This window comes from Methylophilus sp., assembly GCF_052173275.1.
Lineage (GTDB): Bacteria > Pseudomonadota > Gammaproteobacteria > Burkholderiales > Methylophilaceae > Methylophilus.
Genome location: NZ_JBQMUL010000002.1, coordinates 667,677 through 690,462 on the forward strand (window position 1 = coordinate 667,677; position 22,786 = coordinate 690,462).

Sequence of the window (22,786 nt, forward strand, 5' to 3'; positions counted from 1 at the left end):
CGCGCCACTCACGTTAAGCATATGCATAGCCAGTCCAGAAAAAAAGCACTGCGCGAAACCGCTGCCATCTGGTTTTACCGATTGCAGGACATGGCCATGGACGACCCGGACCGCTCCCGCTTTGAAGCCTGGTTAATGGAAAACCCTGCCCATCAGGCAGCCTACCAGGAAGTTGAGCAAGTATCGCAAAAACTGAATTCTATGCATGCCGTAGACCAGCTGAGCGCAGCCCTTAAAAATCAGCATAAAACCAAACGCAGCAACCGCCTTAAAACCACAATTACCGCACTCAGTGTGCTCCTGTTTGCTTCGGTAGGCTTGATCGGTTACCAGCATTGGCAAGCGCAACCAGTACTGCACATGGCCGCAGTTTCAACGGTGGGCGAAATGAAAACCCAGCAGCTTGAAGACGGCAGCAAGATCATCATCAACAGCAAGAGTGATCTTGAAATCACTTATTACCGTGACAAACGCCTGGCCAAACTCAAACACGGTGAAGTGATTTTTGAAGTCGCGCGCGATGAAAACCGTCCTTTTATTGTCGATTCTGGCACCGCCAAAATCACCGTGCTGGGCACGCGATTTGCCGTTAACCACCTGAAAAACCTGGTCCGCGTCAGTGTCGACCATGGTCGCGTGCGCGTTGAGGCGCAAGATGCAGCAGGGAATGCTCTCGCCCAACCGGTGATACTCAATGATCATCAAGTTGCGGAAGTCGTTCAACACTCACAACCCAGAAAAGTTGAACGCTCCGCTGAAGACGGCTTCAGTTTTGAGCAAGGGATTATCTCTTTTGACAATGCAGACCTGGCAGAAATCACAGAAACCATCGCACGTTATCGCGTGAAACCGATTGTTGTCGACGCAGTAGATGGCGATGCACCGCACATCTCAGCCAGAGTCTCTGCTGGCAACGTAGAAGGCTTCTTGAGCAGGCTCCCCAAACTGATGCCGGTGAACGTCAAACACGAATCAGGCAAAACCATCATCACCGGCCAGAAGAAAAACTAAATATTCACAGGAGGTAGGGATTTTATAAGCTGCCAAGTTAGCTAGGTATACGCCTGATTTTGGAATACCAAATGCCTAAGCTACCCTGTGAAATATTGACCACCCCACTGTTGCCTACAAAACTGGCGATAGCTCTATTGCTAGCAGCCACCCAAGCTCCGCTGCCCGCCGCAGAACTCAATACTAAATTGCCATCAGCCAGCGCCAGCCATTTAAATACGCAGGTGACCGTCAATTTACCCACACAAACGCTAGACACTTCTCTCAGGCAGTTTTCCAAACAAGCCGAAATCGATATCGCTTACGACACCGCGCTCACCCGCAAGATTCAGGCGCCAGAAGTGAAAGGCAGCATGAGCCGCCGGGAGGTGCTGCAAAAACTGCTATCCGGCAGTGGCTTGTCAGTCTCATACGATGGCAACGCTGCGACCATCACCAAAACACCAGAAAAGGACAACACAGTCTTGCAGCTGGATTCAGTGAATGTGCGTGCCAAACGGTTTTATGAAGTGGGGCCATTGCCAGGTCTTGGCTTAACTAAAGAAGAGATCCCCGGTAATGTCCAGAGCATTTCTGCCAAAGAGATTAAAGAGGCGCATGCTCTCAGTCTGACTGATTTAATGAACCGCAAATTACAGTCTGTCACGGTCAATGACTACCAGGGCAATCCTTTCCAGATGGATGTGCAATACCGTGGATTTACAGCTGGACCTCAAATTGGTACTCCGCAAGGTTTAAGTGTATTTATTGATGGCATCCGTGTGAACGAACCATTCGGCGATGTGGTGAACTGGGACATGATTCCAATGAATGCATTAGCAGGTGTAGACGTATTCCCAGGTTCAAATCCAGTTTTCGGATTGGGTACATTGGGTGGTGCTTTTGCTCTTAAAACCAAAGATGGATTTAATCATGCTGGTGCAGATGCAGACATATTGACTGGTTCATTTGGCCGTAAACAATTGCAATTGGAAGGCGGCTGGAATAATGGCACGATTGGTTTGTTTGGTGCAGGCAATTTTTTCCTTGAAGATGGTTGGCGTGAGAACTCACCGAGTAAGGTGAATCAATTTTTTGGTAAAGCGAGCTATCGCGGTGACAAACTGGATTTAAACCTGAGTACATTACTTGTAGGTAACGATCTTGTTGGAAACGGATTATTGCCTAGCGAAATGTACAGGCAAGACCGCAATGGCGTTTATACCTCTCCAGACACAACAAGAAATCGGCTGGCACAATTTCAATTGTCAGGCAGTTATTTTGTTAATGATAATTTTACGATCACAGCGCAGGCCTATAGACGGAACAGTAAACGTAAATCGCTGGGGGCAGATGTGTATACCGAGTTCGGAAAACAGCAATTGAAAAGAAACCTAGCTCAAGGTGAACAGTTTACATGTCTATTTGAAAGTACTAATAAATATGGGTTGCCAGACTATGCAATCATCCCCTGGCAAAACGGGGATTTGGGAACACTATTTGACGATCCAGTTATTGCTGCATTTTTATCAGCGCCGACTGTTGACGATGCATTTTCAAGTTTACCTAGCAATATGATTAATGCAGATATTGATGATCCGTCATTTCTAGCGCGAGCACTCGACAATTTTCAGCGCCAGAAAAACTTTCAACAGACTAATATCTTCACTCCTGGCGGTGAAGGCTCTCCAGAAGTTCCTAACGGTGTGCCAGTTAGTTACTCAGGGAGTGATTATTCTTACTATTTTGAATCAATGACCAGCTTATCAAGCTTACAGGCTAATGATCCAGCTACTACTTTCCTTACTGGAGCATTCTCATTCTATTTTTATACTCCAGATACACTCGTAGCCGGTGACGCCACACCCGGGGATGGAATGGGTGTTAAGCATGTTGTAGTCTTTAGGTCGCCGACTAATAGTGACAAATGCCACGGTGATATTACCAAACCTGAAGATATGGGCTTGGATCCTTTAGCGGTGCAAGTACCGGGCACTATCACACCTAAATATGTCGATGGTGCAGTTTATGGTACAGGCCCAGGCTCAGAAGGAGTGGTAGAGGGAACACCTACTGCAGTTATTTCCAACACACAAATTGATCAGATTACAGACGGTGCATCCATTCAATTTAATTGGAATTTCCCAAAACATAAATTTATGTTTGGCATGTCTTTAGACGCACCCTCTGCATCTTATTACAGCGGCCAGATGCTCGGCATGCTGGATGCAGATCGAAATGCCTATTTAGCTCCAGATGAGATACGTGACCAATATACGGCTGCAAGCCAAGAAATCAGTAATAACAATTTTGACGGTAAGCAGATCACTAAAAGCATTTACTTTAGTGAGACTTGGAGCCCAATAGATACTCTCCATATTACTGGTGCTGCAAGGTATAACGATACGCACGGTCAAAATACAATTGCATCCAGAACTTACGGTACTTTTGTCTGGAATCTGGCGCAATATGAATCCTTTCCTAACTATTATGATCTCTGTGTGAATGGCGCATGCCCAACGACTGGATACATTACTCCTAACGTTTCCAATTTGCTTCATCCGGCAGAAAAAGAGAAGTTTCGCTATTACTCTTTAAACCCATCATTTGGTGCAACATGGCAAACAACCCCTAATCTTAATGTCTATGGTAATTGGGCACAGGGCGCGCGTACGCCATCAGTCATTGAACTTGGTTGTGCTTTTGATAAAACCATGATTCCCAATGGTGTGAATACAGATGGGACTCCAAAATACATTGAGAAAAGTATTATAGAAAATCGCTCATGTTCTTTACCAACTACTTTATCTGGTGACCCTTACTTGCCCCAAATTAAAGCCACCACGATTGACTTGGGTATGCGCGGCAAATGGACTGATAATATCGAATGGAATCTGGGTGTTTATCAAACTGACCTGAAAAATGATATTTACATGGTGAGCTACCCAGGAAACCGGACCTTCTTCGATACCATTGATAAAACACGAAGAAAAGGATTGGAGGCCGGGCTAACTGCTACCTATGACAAATTCAGGATGCGTCTTAATTATGCATTGACTGATGCCACTTTTGAGAGCAACTTCACCATGGCCGCTGATGACAATAGCAGCTCAACAATTGAACCCTATTGTAACTCTTCCGGCCAGTGTGTTTATGATGTAGGTGAGACAGCAAGACGTATCAAGGTTAAACGAGGGGATCGTATGCCCGGTGTGGCAATGCATAACTTCAATGCTAGCCTTAGTTACGATATTACGCCTGATTGGCAAATGGGCTTGTCTGCGGTTGCACACTCCTCAGCATTTTTGAGAGGGAATGAAAATAACGAGCATCGAAAGGGAGCCACCGTCTATGATTTGGATATTAACAACAACCCACTTGCCCGTCCTGTCACCAATAATCCAGGCAAAGTTGCAGGCTATATGTTGTTCAATTTTCAGACGAGTTACAAATTAAGCAAAGAGTGGACGGCAAGTATGATTGTGAATAATGTTTTTGATAAAGAGTATTTCAGTGCTGGCCGCCTGGGCCGTAATCCATTTTCCCCAAGCATTAATGGTGCAATTGGACCTTCTGGTTACAACCACAACTCAAATGATTGGCTGATGACTAACTTCTTGGCCCCAGGTGCACCACGTGGGGTTTGGTTTAGCTTGAACTGGCATTTTGCACCGGATTAATATGTTATTGACGTCGTCTGGCAATAGCGGTCATCGCGGGTAGCTCAAGCCTGTTTCTATATTCATATGGCAGAAATATTGCATTTACATGCCTGCACGGGCATCATAAGCGCTTTATAAAAACAGGATTTGAGGAAAAGTGATGTGTCCTTTACAAACTGCTGCAGCCAGGGTTCTTCTGGCGCTTGTATTCTTTGGCATTGTGATTTTGAAGTTGATTGCCATTACCTCTGTGCCTGAGGGTTATGTGCAATATCAAGCTATGCTCGGTCAGCTAGGCTTGCCTGCCGTGTTTGCGCCATTGCTGATCTTGATTCAACTGGTGTTTGGTTTAGCTTTGCTGGTCGGTTTTAAAACTAAACTCAGTGCACGTGTACTGGGGGTGCTGGCCGCGTTTATGGCGATTGTGTTGAGCCAGGCTTCGCTGGATGCGTTTTTTGCGTATATGGGGATTGCCGGTGGCATGTGGTTGCTTAGTCTTTACCCGCAAACTGGCTACAGCCTGGATAACCGTCAGAAATAGTTTGTTCTGGGAATGAAAAAGCCGGGTTGCCCCGGCTTTTTTATTTGCTTTAAAGCATCAGCCTTTAATGCGGATGCCCAATTGTTTGAGCTTACGGTATAAGTGCGTGCGCTCAAGCCCTGAAATATCAGACAGGCGGCTCATATTGTTTTTGACCAGCCGCATATGGTATTGAAAGTAAAAACGCTCAAACTCATCCCTAGCTTCACGCAAAGGCTGGTCTAGGTTCAAGGGCATATGCTGTTCTGCTGATTCTGTGACCTGACCCTGAAAATCCTTTAGCACGCGCTGCACATCTTCTTGCGTAATACTGCCCCCCAGGCTGGTCATGAGCAGATTCTGCACCACCGATTCCAGTTCATCGAGGTCACCAGGCCAGTCTGCGTTGCGCAGTGCATTGAGCGCCGCCACATCAAAAGCTTTGTAGTCAATCTTGCTGGCTTCCACCATCAAGGTGGCCATGGCGTTGGCCAGGTCGGGGATATCTTCTTTATGCTCGTCCAGGCAAGGCACTTTGACTGCGGCCCCCGCCAGGGTCTGCAACAGGGATTGCTCCAGCATGGCTTTTTCGATGAGTTGCGGCAAGCCGAACTCACTGCCACAGATGACACGCACACCGTATTTTTCTGATTTGGCGATTAGTAAACCCAGGCCTTTTTGCTCGGTTTTGCCTAAGCGGGTGACTTCATCGACAAACACCACGCCTTCACGTGCCTGCTCGAGTATTTCCATCGGTGCCGAGACCAGTTTGTCATATTCAGTGAGCGACACCCATGGCGTATTTTGCGGACGCAGGAATTTGGCACACAGCGCGACACTGCCGCCCTTTTTACCGATCAGGAATAAGGTATTTTTATGGCGGGCAAGTTGCTCCAGGCGTTGCTTGAGCTCTTGAATGACTGCGCTTTTACCAAAACTGGAAAGGTTGATTTCGGTGTGGGCCAGGTGCTCGGTATGCTTGATGGCGGCGCCCACTGTTTTGAGCAGTTTTTGCAGTGCGATTGGTTTCTCGAGGAAATCGAAAGCTCCCAGACGGGTCGCTTCAATGGCGGTATCAATGGTGCCGTGGCCGGACATCATGATGACCGGCATGGTCAGCAAGCCGGCATTCGCCCATTCTTTCAGCAGGCTGATGCCATCACAGTCCGGCATCCAGATATCGAGCAGCACCAGATCAGGGCGTTGCTTGAGTCGCTCTTCGCGCGCCAATTGGGCATTTTCTGCCAGGCGGACCTGATGCCCTTCATCGCGCAAGATGTCGCTCAACAACTCGCGTATGCCGACTTCGTCATCAACCACCAATATATTACGGGATGCCATGTATCGTATTTCCTTACACGATGCGCTCTACGCGCCGACGCTGTTGTTGTTTATCTACAGGCAGGTGTATGGTGACGCTGGCGCCCCCTTGTGGCAGATTGTCTATGCGAATCTGTCCACGCTGCTCCTCTATCATTTTCTTTACGATAGCCAACCCTAAACCGGTTCCGTGTGACTTGGTCGTGATATAGGGCTCAAACACCCTTGCCATCACCTCGGTAGGGAAACCACCGCCATTGTCTGTCACAGACAATTTTACACGTTCGCCATCGAAATCGGTCATGATGGCAACCAGTGGTTGCTCGACCTGGCTCATGGCATCCTGTGCATTTTGCAATAAATTATGCAGGATCTGCCGCATCATGGTCGCATCCGCTTGTACCTCTGGTAATTGCTGCTGCAATACCAGCTCCAACTTGACCGTCGACCCGTTGTACAACCGGCTGACATCCCGGATTAAAGCATTTAAATCCAGTTTAACCAACAGTGCGGCCGGTGTCCTCGCATATTCGCTGAACTCATTGACCATGTTCTTCATGGCCTGCACCTGGTTGACAATGGTGTCGGTCGATTTCAGCAGCATCTCGGCGTCTTTGCTATCCAGCTTGTCGTGCAACTTGAATTGCAAGCGCTCGGCAGACAGCTGGATAGGTGTCAGCGGGTTCTTGATCTCATGCGCCAGCCTTCTGGCCACTTCTGCCCAGGCCGCATCCCGTTGCGCCTGTGCCATCACGGTCACATCATCAAACACCACCACCAGCCCATGCCCGGCGCCCTCCGGCAGGCGAGTTACGCGCAACATCAGGATCTGCTTGCCATGTTCACTCTCGATGTCGATCTGGCTGGTCAGGTGCCGTTCGTGGTGATCCAGTTGCAAAGTCTCATCATAATGGCGCATGACAATTTCTACAAATGGGCGTAAATAGATATTCTCAGCGGCAACCTCGGTAAATACCTTGTTTTTAAACCCGACCAGCGAGATGCCCAGGATATTGGTAGCCGCCAGGTTATAGACACGCAATTCGGCGCGCTCGTTAATCGTCATCACGCCTGAGCTCAGGTGAGACAGGATGGCTTCCAAGTAAGCGCGCGCAGATTCCACATGCTGGCGGCTTTGTTCGGAAGCATTTTTGGCCTCCTGCAACTGACGCGTCATACTGTTGAACGACTTCACCAGCACACTGAGTTCATCCTTGCCGAATGAAGGTAATTGTTGTGAGTAATCGCCACTGGCGATCAACCTTGTGCCTTCGGCAAGCACCGTGAGCGGCTGCGCCATGCGTCGGCTTAACGCAAACGCAATAATCAACGCCCCCAGCATAGAGAGCAGCAGGATCATGGTCAGCGTCAGCATGAAAATATCTTTTAGCGACTGACGGCTGTATGACAGTGTCTGGTATTCGCGGTAAACATCTTGTACCGACTCTGCAGTGTCCGACAGTGCCCGGGGCACCGGCTGCATCAGTTGCAAAACCCGCACCTCGCCTATGATGCCCAGCGGCTCTACCGGCACCAGCACCCGCATATACAAGCCTTTGCCGACAATAGGTTCGATCTTGCCGTAGACACCACTCCTGGCCTGGCGCAGTTGCGGCACTGAAGGTAATTCAGGCAGAAAACTGCTAGGATCGGCACTACTGACGGCCAGAATTGCGCCTTGTGGCGTGAGTAGCGCAGCATCCTGGATACCTGCTTTTTCACGCAAATCGTTCAGCTGTGCATAATTGGACTTGGCTGTTTGCAGAGACAAAGACACCGTCATGCCCTGCGCTTTGTCTTTTAGCTCGGACAGCATGATATCCAGTGCGCGCTGCCCAAGGTTCAGGCCGCCATCCAGCGCCGATTCGACCTTGACGTTGAACCAGGATTCAATCGAGCGGCTGAGGAAGTTGACTGAGACCAGGTAGACAATCATGCCGGGAATCAGCGCCATCAGTGCAAAGGTGACCAGCAACCTGAAATTGAGTTTACTGCCGACCTGCTTGGATTTGGTGGTGCGGTACAGGTGGCGTAGCTGGTAACCAATGACACCCAGCAGCAGCACGGCCAGGCCAGCATTGATGTAGAGCAGGATGATGTAATAATCACCACTGATGGCGGTATTGGCACTGGCAAGTGACAGCAGGTACAAAAGCCCTGCGGCCAGCGTAATCGACAGGATCAGGACATAACGCATAGCTTAGCGCACGGTTTCCTTCACCCACCAGCTAAAGGTAGGCGTGACTAGCTCCCAATCGCTCTCGCCTATGGCATCCACCTGCAAGGCTTTTGGCAGCTTGCTGGTATCAAGATGCATTTTCAGGGCGGCATGATAGGACTGGTTTTTTTCCAGCACCGCGTGTGGCGCCAACCGCCAGTCGTGGATGATGGCCAGTTCCTGCTTGGCGTCACTCAGGGTATCGAATACTTTTTGTTGCTGTGGATAATGCAGGATGTATTGTTTGGTCAGCGCATGGTAATTCAGGGTGACCTGGCGACGTTCAGTCACCACTTCATCATCAAACCAGTATTTGAGCGGTTTTACGATCTGGAACTCGTATAAAAAGCTCAATGTCACGCCCTTGTTCAGCGCTTCTTCCAGCGCATGCCCCAGCTGGATATCGATTTCCGCATCCAGCGTCCACAGGTCATCGCGTAACACCAGCTCGGCCACTTTGATATGGGCATGGTTACCGCCGGCCAGCACTGACCAGGCAGCGAAAAGCATCAAACCTAATAAGACCCAGGATTTAATGCTTTTGCAACAACGCATAAAATAATCCGTCATGGGCAGCCACCGGCAGCAATTGCCCAGGTGCCGCATGCTCGCACGGCAACAGGGCTGAATCGAACTGTACGGGCAGTCGGGTCGCATCGTCATGGGAAGTTAAAAATTGCTGGATCTGCATTTCGTTTTCTTGTTGGAATACCGAACATGTCACATAAAGCAATTTACCGCCTTTTGCCAGCATTTGCCACAAATTAGATAAAATTTGCTGCTGAGTGTGTGCAAAAGTCGCTAAATCCTGAGGTCTGCGCAACCATTTCATATCCACATGCCGCCGCACGATGCCGGAAGCACTGCACGGCACATCGGCCAGAATACGGTCAAACAACTGGCCATCAAACCAGTCAGCCGCCGCGGCGTTGCCGGTGATCACCTTGGCGTTTAAATCCAGCCGTTGCAGATTTTCATTCACACGCTTCAAACGCTCGGCCTCCACATCCAGCGAGATCAACTCCACATCGCAGGATTCCAGCACATGGCAAGTCTTGCCGCCTGGCGCGCTGCAGGCATCCAGCACACGCATGCCTGGCGCAACATCCAGCAGAGGTGCTGCCCATTGCGCACCTGCATCCTGCACGCTGACCCAGCCCTGTTCAAACCCGGGCAGTTTGTGCACTGGCAGTGGTTGGTGCAACTGAATGGCTGCGCTCCCCAGATGGGTGGCGGCAATGCCCGCCTCCTGCAGGGCCTGTAAATAGGCGGCTACGGTGGTTTTGCGCACGTTGACGCGCAATGTCATCGGCGGGTGCGCATTACCAATCGCCAGCACCGATTGCCAGTGTTCAGGGTACTGCTGCTTGAGCAAGTCTATCCACCATTGTGGGTAGTTCCACTGCACCTCTTCACTTTGTGTGGCCTCCGCCTGCAACGCTTCGCGCTGGCGCAGGAAGTTACGCAATACGGCATTGACCAGGCCTTTGGCCCAGCGCTGCCCAGTTTTTCCTGCGGCCTCTACGGCCTGGTTGACCACTGTGAAATCATCATCCTGACCATGCAGCAACTGCGAGAGGGCTATCAGCAACAACGCCTCTACCCGAGTGTCCGACACCTGCTTGGGGGTCAGCGCAGCCAGGTAAGCTGCGGATTCCGCGTAAAAGCGCAAAGTGAGGTAGCTATAATCCTGCGCCGCTGCCTGCTGTTGTGGCGTGGCGGCTTTGACTTTGCGCAATGCCCTGGGCATTGAAACAGTCAGGTTGTGGCCGGCCAAGGCTTCGGCAACGGCGTGTGCGGCAATTAACTGGGCAACTTGCACGGGTAGACTCTAGCTAAAAAATGCTATTTTACTTGATGCCACCTGTTTCACAGCAGAAACACTGTAATTAGCCAATATTAAACAATAAAGACAGGCGCAATAAAAAAGGCTTTCCTGTGGAAAGCCTTTTAAAATACCCAATATTGATGATCAGTATTGATTTGCCAGCGACAGCAAACGGCGGACACGTTCTTCAGTTTTAGGATGGGTGCTGAACAAGCCGGAAAAATCTGCACCGGATAATGGATTGATGATCATCATCTGGCCAGTCTCAGGATGCTGCTCCGCTGTCAGGTTAGGGATCTGATGGGCGTAATTATGGATTTTTTCTAATGCACTCGCCAACGCTTTCGGGTCACGGCTGATATCCGCACCCATACGGTCGGCTTCATATTCACGTGAGCGGGAAATCGCCATCTGTATCAGGCTGGCCGCCAACGGCGCCATTATGATCATCAAAATCCCCAGCATAGGGTTAGGCCTGTTTTCGCCGTCCCTACCGCCGCCGCCAAACAGCATGCCAAATTGCGCAATGGCAGAAATCGCCCCGGCAACGGTGGCCGACATGGTAGAAATCAGCGTGTCGCGGTTCTTCACGTGCGCCAGCTCATGCGCCATCACGCCACGCAGTTCACGCTCACTCAGGATTTGCATGATGCCGGTAGTTGCTGCAACGGCTGCATGTTCAGGATTACGGCCGGTAGCAAATGCATTCGGCTGGCTTTCATTGATCACGAATACGCGTGGCATGGGCAATTGCGCATGCTCCGCCAGCTCTTTGACCATATTGAAATAGTTTCTGAACTGGTTATTACCGTAATTGTTTTCAGCGTTGATTTCTACGGCGCCATACATTTTCAGCACCGCCTGGTCGCTAAACCAGTAGGCGTAGAAGTTCATGCCGCCAGCCAGCAACAACGCCATCAACATGCCGCTCTGCCCGCCGAACGCCCCACCGACAGCCACAAACAAGGCAGTGATGGCCGCCATCAGCACAAAAGTTTTGGTCCAGTTACCTAACATTCACATTCCTTCATTTCATTTTTACGCCACATCTACATGGGGGAGGCAAGTGCGTTTTTCAATGGTGACTGCGGAAGATGAATACAGCATGACAGGCACTGATAAAACGCCGCGCCAGCTTTACAAGAATCGGTCACCCACCTGCACATGCTGGCCATGGACAAACTGCTGCGCCGTCTGCCGCTTGCCGCCTGGCATTTGCAGCTCATGTATTTCTAAGACACCATCGCCACAAGCAATCAGCAAGGGTTGGATTTGCACAATGGTGCCTGCTGCATGCGCACCAGCCTCTTGAGCCACCTGGGCAAACCACAGTTTGCACACCTGGTCTTTAAATTTGGCAGTCGCCACCGGGAAAGGATTAAACGCCCGCACCTGCCGGGATAACTGAACTGCAGATTGCGTCCAGTCGATGGCGGATTCGGATTTCTCCAGTTTGTGGGCATAAGTCACCAGCGACTCATCCTGCACTTCAGAAGGTAACTGGCCACTCGTTTCTAGCGTGTGCATGGCTTCCACCATCAGACGCGCGCCCTCGCGGCTGATCGCATCATGCAAAGTTTGCGTAGTGTCTGCTTCGGTAATCGGTGCCGCCCACTTGCTGATCATATTGCCAGCGTCCAGCTTGGGCACCACTTCCATAATGGTGACGCCGGTTTCACTATCGCCCGCCAGGATCGCACGATGGATAGGCGCCGCACCGCGCCAGCGCGGTAGTAATGAACCATGGATGTTATAACAGCCACGCGGGGGAATATTGAGGACGGCGGTCGGGATGATGAGGCCATAAGCTGCGACAATCAGCACATCGGCGCTGGTCGCTGCGATCTCGGCCTGCACTTCGGCAGGTTTTAAGCTTTCCGGCTGAAACACCTGCAAGCCATGTTGCAAGGCTAGCTGCTTCACCGGGCTGGCCTTCAGTTGCATACCACGACCCGAGGGCCGGTCTGGCTGAGTCAGCACCAAAACGATCTCGTGTCCGGCCGCTATCAGCCCCTGTAAAGCAGGCACCGCAAATTCCGGTGTCCCGGCATAAATAATCCGCATCTATCGCCCTGCCTTGTTAATAACTATTGCGCTCGATTTCGCGCGCGTGCTTGACCATCTTGCTGCGAATCCGATTGCGTTTCAGCGGCGAAAGATATTCCACAAACACTTTACCTTTTAAATGATCCATCTCATGCTGGATACACACACTGAGCAAACCCTCGGCATCCAGCCTGTAGGTTTTGCCGGTAACATCCTGTGCTTCCACAGTGATGAATTCTGCGCGGGTCACGTTCTCATAAATGCCAGGCACTGACAGGCAGCCTTCTTCATAATCCTGATGACCGGCTTCGGCAATGATTTTCGGGTTGATCAGCACCAGTAAGTCGTTTTTTTCCTTGCTCAGGTCAATCACAATCAACTGGATATGCTGATCCACCTGCGTCGCCGCCAGGCCTATGCCAGGCGCGTCATACATGGTTTCGGCCATATCGGCGACCAATTGCTGCAACGCGTGATCAAACACCTTCACGGGTTTGGCAACCGTGTGCAAGCGAGGGTCCGGATACTGCAAAATCGGAAGGAGTGCCATGCTCTACAAATCTTTCAATGCTAAGTGTTTAACGAAAACAGGGCAAAACGCCTGTTTTTTCATCTTGATAATAACTTTAAACCCATGCTAGATTGGTCGGCATTGCGCATAACACTGAGACATGCGTGTTGCCTTGACCTAAGTACTTCATTTTTAGGGGCTAAAAATGCAAAGTGCTGCCTATAACAGAGACGTCACATGACCAAAATTGTTCAAATTATAACCTTGCTTGCCGTGGCTTGTAGCAGCTTGTGTGCTTTTGCAGATGAAATTACTTTACGTCCGCAACATCCTGAACGCCATGTGGTCGTCAAAGGCGACACTTTGTGGGATATCTCGGCCAAGTTTCTCAAAAATCCCTGGCAATGGCCACAAATCTGGCAAATCAACCGTGACCATATCAAAAATCCGCACTGGATTTATCCTGGTGACGTCATTGTACTGGATACCAGCAGCGGCAAACCAGTGCTCAGATTGATACGCGAATCTGTCACGCTGGAGCCTGGCGTGATTGTAACGCCGATCAAGGCAGATGCGATACCAACCATACAGCCGAACGCCATATTGCCGTTTTTAACCAGACCCATGCTGGTCTCTGCCGATGAACTGAAAAATGCGCCGCGGATTATCGCCGCCGAAGAGGAGCGTGAGATCCTGAGCCCGGGCACACATATTTACGTGCAAGGCTTACCGCAAACGCCACAGCCTATCTGGGCCATCTACCGTGAAGGTGAACCGGTCAAGAACCCTGAAAATGGAGAAATCCTCGGCATTGAAGCGCATTACCTGGGTGAAGCGAAGCTGCTGCGCGACGGCCAACCGGCGACACTGAATATCAGCCAGGTCAAAGAAGAAATCGCAGTAAAAGACAAACTGATTGCGGTTGAAGATGAACTGACACAGACTTATCTACCGCACGCCCCTGAAAATCAGCTACGCGGCCAGATCGCCCGCATCAGCGATGGTATCAATGAAACCGGTTCAGGCCGCGTGGTGGTATTGAATCGCGGCGCGAATGATGGACTGGAGCGCGGGCATGTGCTGTCTATCCTGCGCAAAGGCGCCAGTATGATAGACCCTGCATCAGACCCCAAGCATCCGGTGACCTTGCAACTGCCAGATGAACCAGTGGGTCTGGTCATGGTGTTTAAAACCTTCCCCAGATTGTCTTACGCATTGGTCATGCAGGCGACACAACCTGTTCATGTAGAAGATATTGTGCGTACGCCGTAATATCCGCTTATGGACAATGGTAATGTAGACAATGTTGAAGTGACGGCTGCGGGTTTGGCAAACGCCGCTGCAGAACAATATGCGCCATGGATATCGCTCACCCTGGTAGATGGGCTGGGCAGCACCACCTTATGCCAGTTGCTACTGGCATTTAAAACGCCGGAAGCCATTCTGGCAGCTTCATACACGGCGCTGCGCGATCTGGTCAGCAAAGAGGTAGCTGAAGGCATTCAGCGCGCCCTGGAACATAAAGATATCGCCAAAGCCCTGGACTGGCTGACGCAACCCGACAATCACCTGATCACCCTGGCAGACCTGCATTACCCAAAGCGCCTGCTGGAAACCGACCAGCCACCGCCAGTGCTGTATGCCAAAGGCAACCTGCAGATACTGAAACGGCCATGCGTGGCGATAGTCGGTAGCCGGCATGCCACTGCGCAGGGCGAAACCACTGCCGAAAACTTTGCCGAAAGCTTATGCCGTGCTGGGTTTGCCGTGGCCAGCGGCCTGGCACTAGGCATTGATGGCGCGGCCCATAGAGGCGCGCTCAAAGCCGATGGTGCCACCATCGCCGTGGTCGGCACCGGGCTGGATATCGTTTACCCGGCCAAGCACAAAGCGCTGGCACACCAGATCGCCCAGCATGGGCTGCTGCTGTCGGAATACGCATTGGGCACGCCTTCAATCTCCTATAACTTCCCCAGGCGCAACCGCATCATCAGCGGCTTGTCCGAAGGCTGCCTGGTAGTAGAAGCCAATGTCGACAGCGGCTCGCTGATCACCGCGAAACTGGCGATCGAACAAGGACGTGAAGTATTTGCAGTACCAGGCTCTATCCATTCGCCAGTTGCCAGGGGCTGTCATGCCCTGATAAAACAGGGCGCCAAACTAGTGGAATCTACCGAGGATATCCTCAGCGAGTTACGCCATATCCGCCTGGCCGATACCAGCCTGGCGGTTAGCCCGAACGGGCTAATGCCCAATTGGACTAATTTACCCTCCGAAGCAAGCCCAGTCTTGGCCTGCATGGGATTTGACCCTATCTTTGCCGAACAGATCGCCGCCCGCTCAGGCTTGACGCCTGGAGAAGTTTCCACCATGCTTACACTACTTGAATTAGAAGGTGTAGTCAGCCATCTCGCGAATGGACAATTCCAGAGACTGGCTTAACCTCACACTGTGGCGCTAGTGATTGAATAGCATGTTTGAGGAGATGTGCATGTTGGAAGTATTGATATTTATTTATCAAAACTATTGGGATAAACATGAAGCGTTCGAGTTGAAAGAGACCGACGAAGCGATCATGGCCTATGAGCTGTCCCAGGCAGGATTTAACCATCAGGATATTTTACACGCAGTTGACTGGGTCAAAGATCTGCGCCGTTCTGTGGAGCAACCGCAATATTTGCAGGATCCGTCTGCGCTGCGTATTTTCTGCGAGATGGAGAGAGACAAGATCAATGACGAGAGCCTGAATTTTCTCTGTCTATTGCAGCAAAGTGACATCATCACGGCTTACGAGCGTGACCTGATCATAGACCGTGGCATGGTGTTACCGCAGGAAACCCTGAGCATGGAAGATATCCGCTGGATCACCATGATGGTGCTGTGGGATGAAAACCGTAAACAGGATTACCTGTTTGTGGAAGACGCCTTGTTCAACCCGAAAGGGCTGTCATTGCAGTAATGAGGTTACAGAAAGAAAAAAGCGCGATATCAATCGCGCTTTTTTATTGCCTTTGCCTGTGAAAACCTTAAAGCTGCCGGATGATCTGGCCAATAATACCCGCCTGGTTCAAGGTGTAAAAATGCATTTTATCAATGCCTGCTTCGGAAAGTTTTCTGCAAATATCAGCAACCACATCGACCCCGAATGCCCGCAATGACGCCAGGTCATCCCCATAAGCTTCCAGGCGCATCCTTAACCAGCGCGGGATTTCGGCCCCACACACATTAGAAAAACGCGCCAGTTGCGTGTAATTGTAGATCGGCATGATGCCCGGAATGATTGGTGCGGTGATCCCCAGTGTTTGCGCCGCCTCTACAAAGCGGAAATAGGCATCCACATTGTAAAAATACTGCGTAATCGCGGAATCTGCGCCGGCATCGATTTTACGTTTGAAGTTTTCCAGATCCTTTTGTGCAGAGCCTGCTTCCGGGTGAAACTCCGGATAAGCCGCCACTTCAAGGTGGAACCAGTCGCCGGTTTCGGCGCGGATAAAACTCACCAGCTCATTGGCGTATTTAAAATCACCCACGCTGACTTCACCGGAAGGGATATCGCCGCGCAAGGTCACCAGACGCTTGATGCCTTTGGCCTGATACGCCTGCAACAGCTCGCGAATCTCTTGCTTGCTCGAAGAGATACACGAGATATGCGGTGCCGCCTCTGAGCCTTCACCCTGGATTTCTACGACCGTATCCATGGTGCGGTCGCGGGTAGAACCACCCGCGCCAAAGGTCACCGAAAAGAATTCCGGCGAGAATTCCGCCAGTTGCGTGCGTGCTTGCCGCAAATTGGCGATGCCTTCCGCTGTCTTGGGCGGAAAAAACTCAAAACTGAAAGAAGTTTTATTATTCACTTGTTTAATCTTTATCTATTGCAGGCTGCGCTTTCCAGCCTGTTAGTCTTTGCCATCCGGGACGATCGCACTCAGCACCCCGGAGATCACGCTGTAGACCAATGCCCCGATCACACCGATGAGGATGGAGCTGACTGAAAAACCATCCAGATAATTGCCGACTGCCCAAAACAACAGCCCGTTGATCACCAGGATAAACAAACCCAGCGTTAACAGGGTGATCGGCAGGGTGAGCAATACCAGCAGCGGTTTTATCAGTATATTGACCAGCCCGATCACCAGCGCGGCGATCAATGCAGCTGTAAAGTTGGCCACATGAATGCCAGGCACCAGGTAAGCCACTGCCATTAAAGCCAATGCGTTCAATACCCAAACAATCAGTAACTTAAACATTTCACCCTCCCGTTGTCATTAGATTGAGGAAGAGTGTACACCGAAACTTCCGCCAGGACATCTGACGAAAGTCGCGGGCTAAACGCAAAGCTTGGTATCTCGCAACGTTTAATATCTCTATTTAATATCTGTAATGATCGGGCTTGTAAGGGCCGTTCTTGCTCACACCGATATAGGCCGCTTGCGCATCCGACAGAACAGTCAATTGTGCATTGAGCTTTTTCAGTTGCAGCACAGCCACTTTTTCGTCCAGGTGTTTAGGCAAGGTGTAAACGCCAACCGGGTAATTGCCGGTTTGCGTAAACAGCTCGATCTGCGCAATGGTCTGGTTGGCAAAGCTGGAGCTCATCACATAGCTTGGGTGGCCAGTACCGCAACCCAGGTTCACCAGGCGGCCTTTTGCCAGCAGGATGATGCGTTTACCATCCGGGAAAATCACATGGTCTACTTGTGGCTTGATTTCGTCCCATTGGTATTTTTCAATCCCGGCAACATCGATCTCGTTATCGAAATGGCCGATGTTGCATACAATCGCCTGGTCTTTCATTTTCGCCATATGATCGTGTGTGATCACATGGTAGTTACCGGTCGCCGTCACGAAAATATCAGCATGCTCAGCCGCATAATCCATGGTCACTACGCGGTAGCCTTCCATGGCGGCCTGCAAGGCGCAAATAGGGTCGATTTCAGTCACCCATACTTGCGCAGACAACGCACGCAGCGCCTGGGCAGACCCTTTACCCACGTCACCGTAACCAGCCACGACAGCGATCTTGCCGGCAATCATCACATCAGTCGCGCGCTTGATACCATCGACGAGTGATTCGCGACAGCCGTACAGATTGTCGAATTTGGATTTAGTCACAGAGTCATTGACGTTAATCGCCGGGAAAGCCAGCTTACCGTCTTTGTGCATCTGGTACAAACGATGTACGCCAGTGGTGGTTTCTTCAGTCACGCCCTTGATTTCTTTCAGGCGGACGGAGTACCAGGTCGGGTCGGTTTTCAGTTTGGCTTTAATCGCGTTAAACAAACACACTTCTTCTTCAGAAGTCGGGTTGCCAATCACGGATAAATCTTTTTCTGCACGCGCGCCCAGGTGCAACAGCAACGTCGCATCGCCGCCATCATCCAGGATCATGTTGGAATAGCTGCCATCCGCCCATTCAAAAATGCGGTGCGTGTAATCCCAGTACTCTTCCAGTGTTTCACCTTTGACGGCAAACACCGGCGTGCCAGTCGCAGCAATCGCAGCCGCCGCATGGTCCTGGGTAGAGAAAATATTGCAGGAAGCCCAACGCACATCAGCACCCAGGTCTTTCAGTGTTTCGATCAACACCGCAGTTTGGATGGTCATATGCAGGGAACCGGTGATGCGCGCGCCACGCAGTGGTTGCACCGCGGCGTATTCTTCACGGATCGCCATCAGGCCAGGCATCTCGGTTTCAGCAATGGCGATTTCCTTGCGGCCCCAGCCAGCCAGGTTCATATCCGCCACAATGTAATCTTTGAAATCAGCTACAGTATTCATGTTTGAAGTCCTAAAAAAATGAAAACTGAGCAGGGAAAGTTCATGAAGAACCGGTGGAAACGTTTGCTCACCTTTTTTCCGTGCTCGCACAGTGAAAAGTGAACGCAGTTGAGAAGCTTTGCAGCTATCACTCTGAGCCTGGGAGTTTGAAAACTCTCGCAGCGTTCCTCAGAAGGCAGAAATTATACCGCCAACCGCCATATTTTACAAAATACCACCTCGAATCATCGCTAAAACAAACCCGTAAACCACGGCTAAATAATGCATTTAGCAAAGCATACCCGCCTGCTTTCACACTGCGTACAACAGGGTTTCAGAATGATTGAAAGCCTCAATTGAGCATGATTGCAAACTGAGACCAATAGACCTCTTTTCTCCATAAAATCATTTAGCTGACACCGTGGCATGATGTGTCAACTGCAGTATTCAAATTGATTGATCACTTTATTCACCACTCAGGAAAGGCGGGAAATTATGTCAATGTATCAGGTCATGGACGAAGAGAATCATTGCATCGCGACCTTTCATCACTTTCACGAAGCCGTCGTCACCGCACAGGATTTCACTGTCTGGGATGATGAGCATTACTACCATGTGGAAGAGCTGGATCTGGAAGTGGTTTAAATAACTGGAAGTGGTTTGAATGAATAGCTACTAATAGCAAGCAACAAAAAAAGCGCCCATCAGGCGCTTTTTTTATTTGGTTTAGGGCAAAGTTTTCTGTCACCCTTTTGACTCGCGGCGAAGTCTTGCTTAAGGTTGCGTTCTCATCGCCACTGTCAGTTCTGCCGCTTTTTCTGCGTCCAGTTGATTCAGCACATCCACACTTGCCAGTGCTTCGCTATGTTTGCCATTGGCTTCTGCAATCAAACCCAGGTAGTAAAAAGCCTGGCTATGTTGCTCGTTCATACTCACTACGCGGTGCAAATGTTGCTCAGCCAGTGTCAGGTCGTGCGTTTCATACTCTGCGGCAGCCAGGTAGAACCAGGCTTCAGTACTGGCAGGCTCTTGTTTCACCCATTGTGCCGCCACTGTTTTCAAACCATTCCAGTCTTTATGCAGATAAGGGAAAACCACTTTCATAAAGCTAGGCCATTGCGCAGCCGGTTTACCCCAGAATGGCAACTCGCTTTTAACTACTACCGGGCCAGCAGGCTTATTGAGTAAGGCTTGCACCCAGTCTATAGACATATAGTAGTAATACGCATCCTTGCCCGGGCTTTTCAGCGTGATCAGACCCACCAGCGTACCGGACTCATCAAACAAGCCACCACCGCTGGCACCTTGCCTGAAAGTGGGCGTAGCACGCACGATGACTGAATCATCCATGGTGAATAAGCCTTTTACCACGCCTTGCGTAGTCACTGGTGCTGGCACAAAGCTCGGATAACCAATCGTGAATACCGGTTGTTCGTATTTCAATTCGCTGCTGGATTTCATTTTGACAGGTGCCAGCGGCAAGTCTTCCATTTGCAGCATGCAGACATCGTGTTTCCAGTCCGGCTTTACGCCTACCGCATGGTAAACAGCGCCACCGCTCAACACGCTGATGCTGCTGGCATTGGCCACCACATGGCAGTTAGTCACGACCTGGTTATCCGCCACGACGACTCCGGAACCCAAACCGAATTGACCGTTGGTGAGGCCGACCTGGATACGCAACACACGACTGTTTAACGATTGCAATAACTCGCCGGACGGTTCGGCCATCAATGGTGCAGTCAAGCACCCTACCAGTAAACCAATCAAAAACTTTGTCATGTTGTGCTCCAATCCGTTACAGCAAATTTGGTGTGTCGTTGGAAAGCCTGTACTTGCATTTCAGCAAGATGCATTCCAACCTGTCATGCACACAAATAAAGCAGCACAATCTTTGCGTTAGAGTTTTTTGGGGAAAATAATTAATTATTAATAATCAATTACTTGAATGATTTATACACCAGCCAGATTGATAAGAATGACTTTATAAAACAGAAGAATCAAGATTTAAATCATCGCGATTTAAAGATGGAAATAGCCAGATACGCACCATTTATGTGCGTGAAAATAAGGCCATGCACAATGTGTGTACATCGCCTTTTTCTTCAAACATTCGGTATCTGCTTGCTTGAAATCTGGATACGGTGAATGCATCCAGTCACATGAAAAAAGCCGCATTTAAAATGCGGCTGTGAGGATAAGACCAACGTTTGAAATACGCCGGAGAAGCCGCGCTAATGATTGGCAATAAATACCCGGTTGCGGCCTTGCTGTTTGGCGCTGTAAAGCGCGCTATCGGCCATACGCATCATATGCGCCAGACCTTGCTGATCACTCAGTTGTGAAGTAGAAACCAGCCCGAACGAAGCGGTGTAGTGGATCTTCTCGCCATTTTCAATCAGCACGCTATGGTCGATCTCGGAGCGCAGGCGTTCTATGACACGCGCGGCTTCGTGCAGATCCGTCATTGGCATGAGGATACCGAACTCTTCTCCGCCCAGCCTGCCGACCATATCGTTGGTACGCAAGGCATTAACGCACCTGAGACAGAAGTTCTGCAACACCAGATCACCTGCATGATGGCCATGTTTGTCATTGATCTTCTTGAAATGATCGATATCGACCATGGCAAATGAAAATGGCGCCTCATAGCGCTGGCTGCGCCGGATTTCGGATTCGAGCTCGTGCATGAAATGACGGCGGTTGGCAATGCCGGTCAAAAAATCAGTGAACGCAAATTTATCCGCCTCGATATGCAACTGGTAGATGCGCCAGACCACGAACACGCTCACCCCTAAAAACAGCGTCAGCAATAAAGCGGCGTAAATCAACCCGGCTTTGGTATGGCGTTGCAGCCGCTGCTGGCTTTCTTCCACATATTGATTGGCGCGCTGATTAGCGTAGGCGTAGATAGATTCGTTCAGTCGTGCTACTTCTGAAAAGCGGGTGGTCCAGTCGGTTTCTATCAGGCGGTTGGCTTCTTTAAACCTGGCATCTTCCAGCTTTTGCAGAATGAGGTCGCGCACCTGGTTCAGCGTTTGCCACTTTTGCTGCAGATTGACGACTTGCTGCGGATCACCGGAATAGCTGTGCTGCATGATCGCCATCTTTTCTTCTGCCAGCCGCTCGCGGGTTTCAATAAACGTGATGGTTTCACCCATGGCGCTCGCATCGGCCTGGATCAGCGTGGCATAAAGCAGGCTGCTGCGTATCTGGTATAGATCGGCTTTTAATTCCAGCGCGGCATTGGAAACCGCAAATGGCTGCTCGTATAGATTGCGCGTGGTCTGGTGCATTTCGCGCATGCTGGAAAAATAAATCCACAGGAATAACAGCGCGCCAATAAAGGCAATCAAAAATCCGGCAACAAGGATATATAGCACCGCTTTTTTGCGCTGTCTTTTCATGCTTTATTCCATCGCCCTAGCAACATGTGGCATGTCTCCTGGCAAGGCTTATGCATCTAGCAACTTCGTGATAAATGCCCACTCTTTGGGATCGACTGGCGTGATCGATAATCGGTTCCCTTTTTGCAAGGTGCGCATATTGGCAAGCTCGGGGATCTCGCGTAACTCTTTCAGGCTAAGCACGCGTGTTTTACGCACCAGCTTGACATCCACATTGACCCAGCGTGGGTTTTCCGAGGTCGATTTAGGATCAAAATACTTGTGACCAGGCACAAACTGGAACTTATCCGGATAAGCCAGCGTACTCACTTCACACAGCCCTACAATGCCCGGCACCTCACAGTTGGAATGGTAAAACAGCACGCCATCGCCCACTTTCATTTGGTCGCGCATAAAATTGCGCGCCTGGTAATTGCGCACGCCATACCAGTCTATACTTTGATTAGGCAGGCCAGCCAGATCATCAATCGAAACATCCGATGGTTCGGACTTCATCAGCCAATAACGTGCCATGTATTAAAACCTTC

At 50.4% G+C, this 22,786-nt stretch carries 20 protein-coding genes and 1 riboswitch; of the genes, 7 read left to right on the forward strand and 13 right to left on the reverse strand.

What is annotated here, in order from left to right; genetic code table 11:
• Positions 1-21: 21 nt before the first annotated feature.
• From ACTS9Y_RS04790 to ACTS9Y_RS04800, 3 genes are all read left to right on the forward strand, one after another.
• Positions 22-1,011 (forward strand): FecR family protein, encoded by a 990-nt coding sequence (locus ACTS9Y_RS04790; RefSeq protein ID WP_442584838.1) that lies wholly within the window; start codon positions 22-24, stop codon positions 1,009-1,011.
• A 71-nt stretch (positions 1,012-1,082) separates the two neighbouring features.
• Positions 1,083-4,670 (forward strand): TonB-dependent receptor domain-containing protein, encoded by a 3,588-nt coding sequence (locus tag ACTS9Y_RS04795; RefSeq protein WP_442584839.1) that lies wholly within the window; start codon positions 1,083-1,085, stop codon positions 4,668-4,670.
• Positions 4,671-4,812: 142 nt separating this feature from the next.
• The gene (locus tag ACTS9Y_RS04800; protein WP_442584840.1) at positions 4,813-5,193 is read left to right on the forward strand and encodes a DoxX family membrane protein; all 381 of its coding nucleotides are present in this window, start codon (positions 4,813-4,815) and stop codon (positions 5,191-5,193) included.
• Positions 5,194-5,250: 57 nt separating this feature from the next.
• On the opposite strand, the gene ACTS9Y_RS04805 is transcribed toward ACTS9Y_RS04800, so the two are convergent.
• The 7 genes from ACTS9Y_RS04805 to def form a co-directional block, all read right to left on the reverse strand.
• Complete coding sequence (locus tag ACTS9Y_RS04805; protein WP_442584841.1) at positions 5,251-6,513, reverse strand: sigma-54-dependent transcriptional regulator; 1,263 nt, start codon at positions 6,511-6,513, stop codon at positions 5,251-5,253.
• A gap of 13 nt (positions 6,514-6,526) precedes the next feature.
• Positions 6,527-8,689, reverse strand: coding sequence for an ATP-binding protein (locus tag ACTS9Y_RS04810; RefSeq protein ID WP_442584842.1), 2,163 nt, complete (start codon positions 8,687-8,689; stop codon positions 6,527-6,529).
• Positions 8,690-8,692: 3 nt separating this feature from the next.
• Positions 8,693-9,220, reverse strand: a complete 528-nt coding sequence (locus tag ACTS9Y_RS04815) for a DUF4390 domain-containing protein (protein WP_442586899.1) — start codon at positions 9,218-9,220, stop codon at positions 8,693-8,695.
• A 22-nt stretch (positions 9,221-9,242) separates the two neighbouring features.
• Positions 9,243-10,532, reverse strand: a complete 1,290-nt coding sequence (gene rsmB, locus ACTS9Y_RS04820; protein WP_442584843.1) for a 16S rRNA (cytosine(967)-C(5))-methyltransferase RsmB — start codon at positions 10,530-10,532, stop codon at positions 9,243-9,245.
• 150 nt (positions 10,533-10,682) lie between these two features.
• Positions 10,683-11,555, reverse strand: a complete 873-nt coding sequence (htpX, locus tag ACTS9Y_RS04825) for a zinc metalloprotease HtpX (RefSeq protein ID WP_442584844.1) — start codon at positions 11,553-11,555, stop codon at positions 10,683-10,685.
• Between the two features lie 120 nt (positions 11,556-11,675).
• Positions 11,676-12,602: a methionyl-tRNA formyltransferase gene (gene fmt / locus ACTS9Y_RS04830; RefSeq protein ID WP_442584845.1), complete on the reverse strand. Its 927-nt coding sequence runs from the start codon at positions 12,600-12,602 to the stop codon at positions 11,676-11,678.
• Between the two features lie 16 nt (positions 12,603-12,618).
• On the reverse strand, positions 12,619-13,134 hold the full coding sequence (gene def, locus ACTS9Y_RS04835; RefSeq protein ID WP_442584846.1) for a peptide deformylase: 516 nt from the start codon (positions 13,132-13,134) through the stop codon (positions 12,619-12,621).
• Positions 13,135-13,332: 198 nt separating this feature from the next.
• Between def and ACTS9Y_RS04840 the strand changes: the two genes are divergently transcribed.
• From ACTS9Y_RS04840 to ACTS9Y_RS04850, 3 genes are read left to right on the forward strand one after another with little or no spacing between them, the layout of a single operon-like run.
• Positions 13,333-14,367, forward strand: coding sequence for a LysM peptidoglycan-binding domain-containing protein (locus ACTS9Y_RS04840; RefSeq protein ID WP_442584847.1), 1,035 nt, complete (start codon positions 13,333-13,335; stop codon positions 14,365-14,367).
• Between the two features lie 9 nt (positions 14,368-14,376).
• Complete coding sequence (dprA, locus tag ACTS9Y_RS04845; protein ID WP_442584848.1) at positions 14,377-15,537, forward strand: DNA-processing protein DprA; 1,161 nt, start codon at positions 14,377-14,379, stop codon at positions 15,535-15,537.
• A 49-nt stretch (positions 15,538-15,586) separates the two neighbouring features.
• A complete protein-coding gene (locus tag ACTS9Y_RS04850; protein ID WP_442584849.1) occupies positions 15,587-16,054 on the forward strand; it encodes a DUF494 family protein in 468 nt (155 codons plus the stop codon).
• Positions 16,055-16,121: 67 nt separating this feature from the next.
• Here ACTS9Y_RS04850 and metF read toward each other — a convergent pair whose 3' ends face one another.
• The 3 genes from metF to ahcY all read right to left on the reverse strand — a co-directional run bounded on the left by metF (position 16,122) and on the right by ahcY (position 18,873).
• On the reverse strand, positions 16,122-16,949 hold the full coding sequence (metF, locus tag ACTS9Y_RS04855) for a methylenetetrahydrofolate reductase [NAD(P)H] (protein WP_442584850.1): 828 nt from the start codon (positions 16,947-16,949) through the stop codon (positions 16,122-16,124).
• A gap of 42 nt (positions 16,950-16,991) precedes the next feature.
• Positions 16,992-17,342, reverse strand: a complete 351-nt coding sequence (locus tag ACTS9Y_RS04860) for a phage holin family protein (protein WP_442584851.1) — start codon at positions 17,340-17,342, stop codon at positions 16,992-16,994.
• A 121-nt stretch (positions 17,343-17,463) separates the two neighbouring features.
• A complete protein-coding gene (gene ahcY, locus ACTS9Y_RS04865) occupies positions 17,464-18,873 on the reverse strand; it encodes an adenosylhomocysteinase (protein WP_442584852.1) in 1,410 nt (469 codons plus the stop codon).
• Positions 18,874-18,966: 93 nt separating this feature from the next.
• Positions 18,967-19,049: riboswitch (S-adenosyl-L-homocysteine riboswitch) on the reverse strand.
• A 298-nt stretch (positions 19,050-19,347) separates the two neighbouring features.
• Between ahcY and ACTS9Y_RS04870 the strand changes: the two genes are divergently transcribed.
• The gene (locus ACTS9Y_RS04870; RefSeq protein ID WP_442584853.1) at positions 19,348-19,497 is read left to right on the forward strand and encodes a hypothetical protein; all 150 of its coding nucleotides are present in this window, start codon (positions 19,348-19,350) and stop codon (positions 19,495-19,497) included.
• 129 nt (positions 19,498-19,626) lie between these two features.
• On the opposite strand, the gene ACTS9Y_RS04875 is transcribed toward ACTS9Y_RS04870, so the two are convergent.
• The 3 genes from ACTS9Y_RS04875 to ACTS9Y_RS04885 all read right to left on the reverse strand — a co-directional run bounded on the left by ACTS9Y_RS04875 (position 19,627) and on the right by ACTS9Y_RS04885 (position 22,772).
• The gene (locus ACTS9Y_RS04875; protein ID WP_442584854.1) at positions 19,627-20,634 is read right to left on the reverse strand and encodes a trypsin-like peptidase domain-containing protein; all 1,008 of its coding nucleotides are present in this window, start codon (positions 20,632-20,634) and stop codon (positions 19,627-19,629) included.
• A 452-nt stretch (positions 20,635-21,086) separates the two neighbouring features.
• A complete protein-coding gene (locus ACTS9Y_RS04880) occupies positions 21,087-22,259 on the reverse strand; it encodes a diguanylate cyclase (protein WP_442584855.1) in 1,173 nt (390 codons plus the stop codon).
• A gap of 48 nt (positions 22,260-22,307) precedes the next feature.
• Entirely contained in the window at positions 22,308-22,772 is a 465-nt protein-coding gene (locus tag ACTS9Y_RS04885; protein WP_442584856.1) for an EVE domain-containing protein, read from the reverse strand.
• Positions 22,773-22,786: the final 14 nt, after the last annotated feature.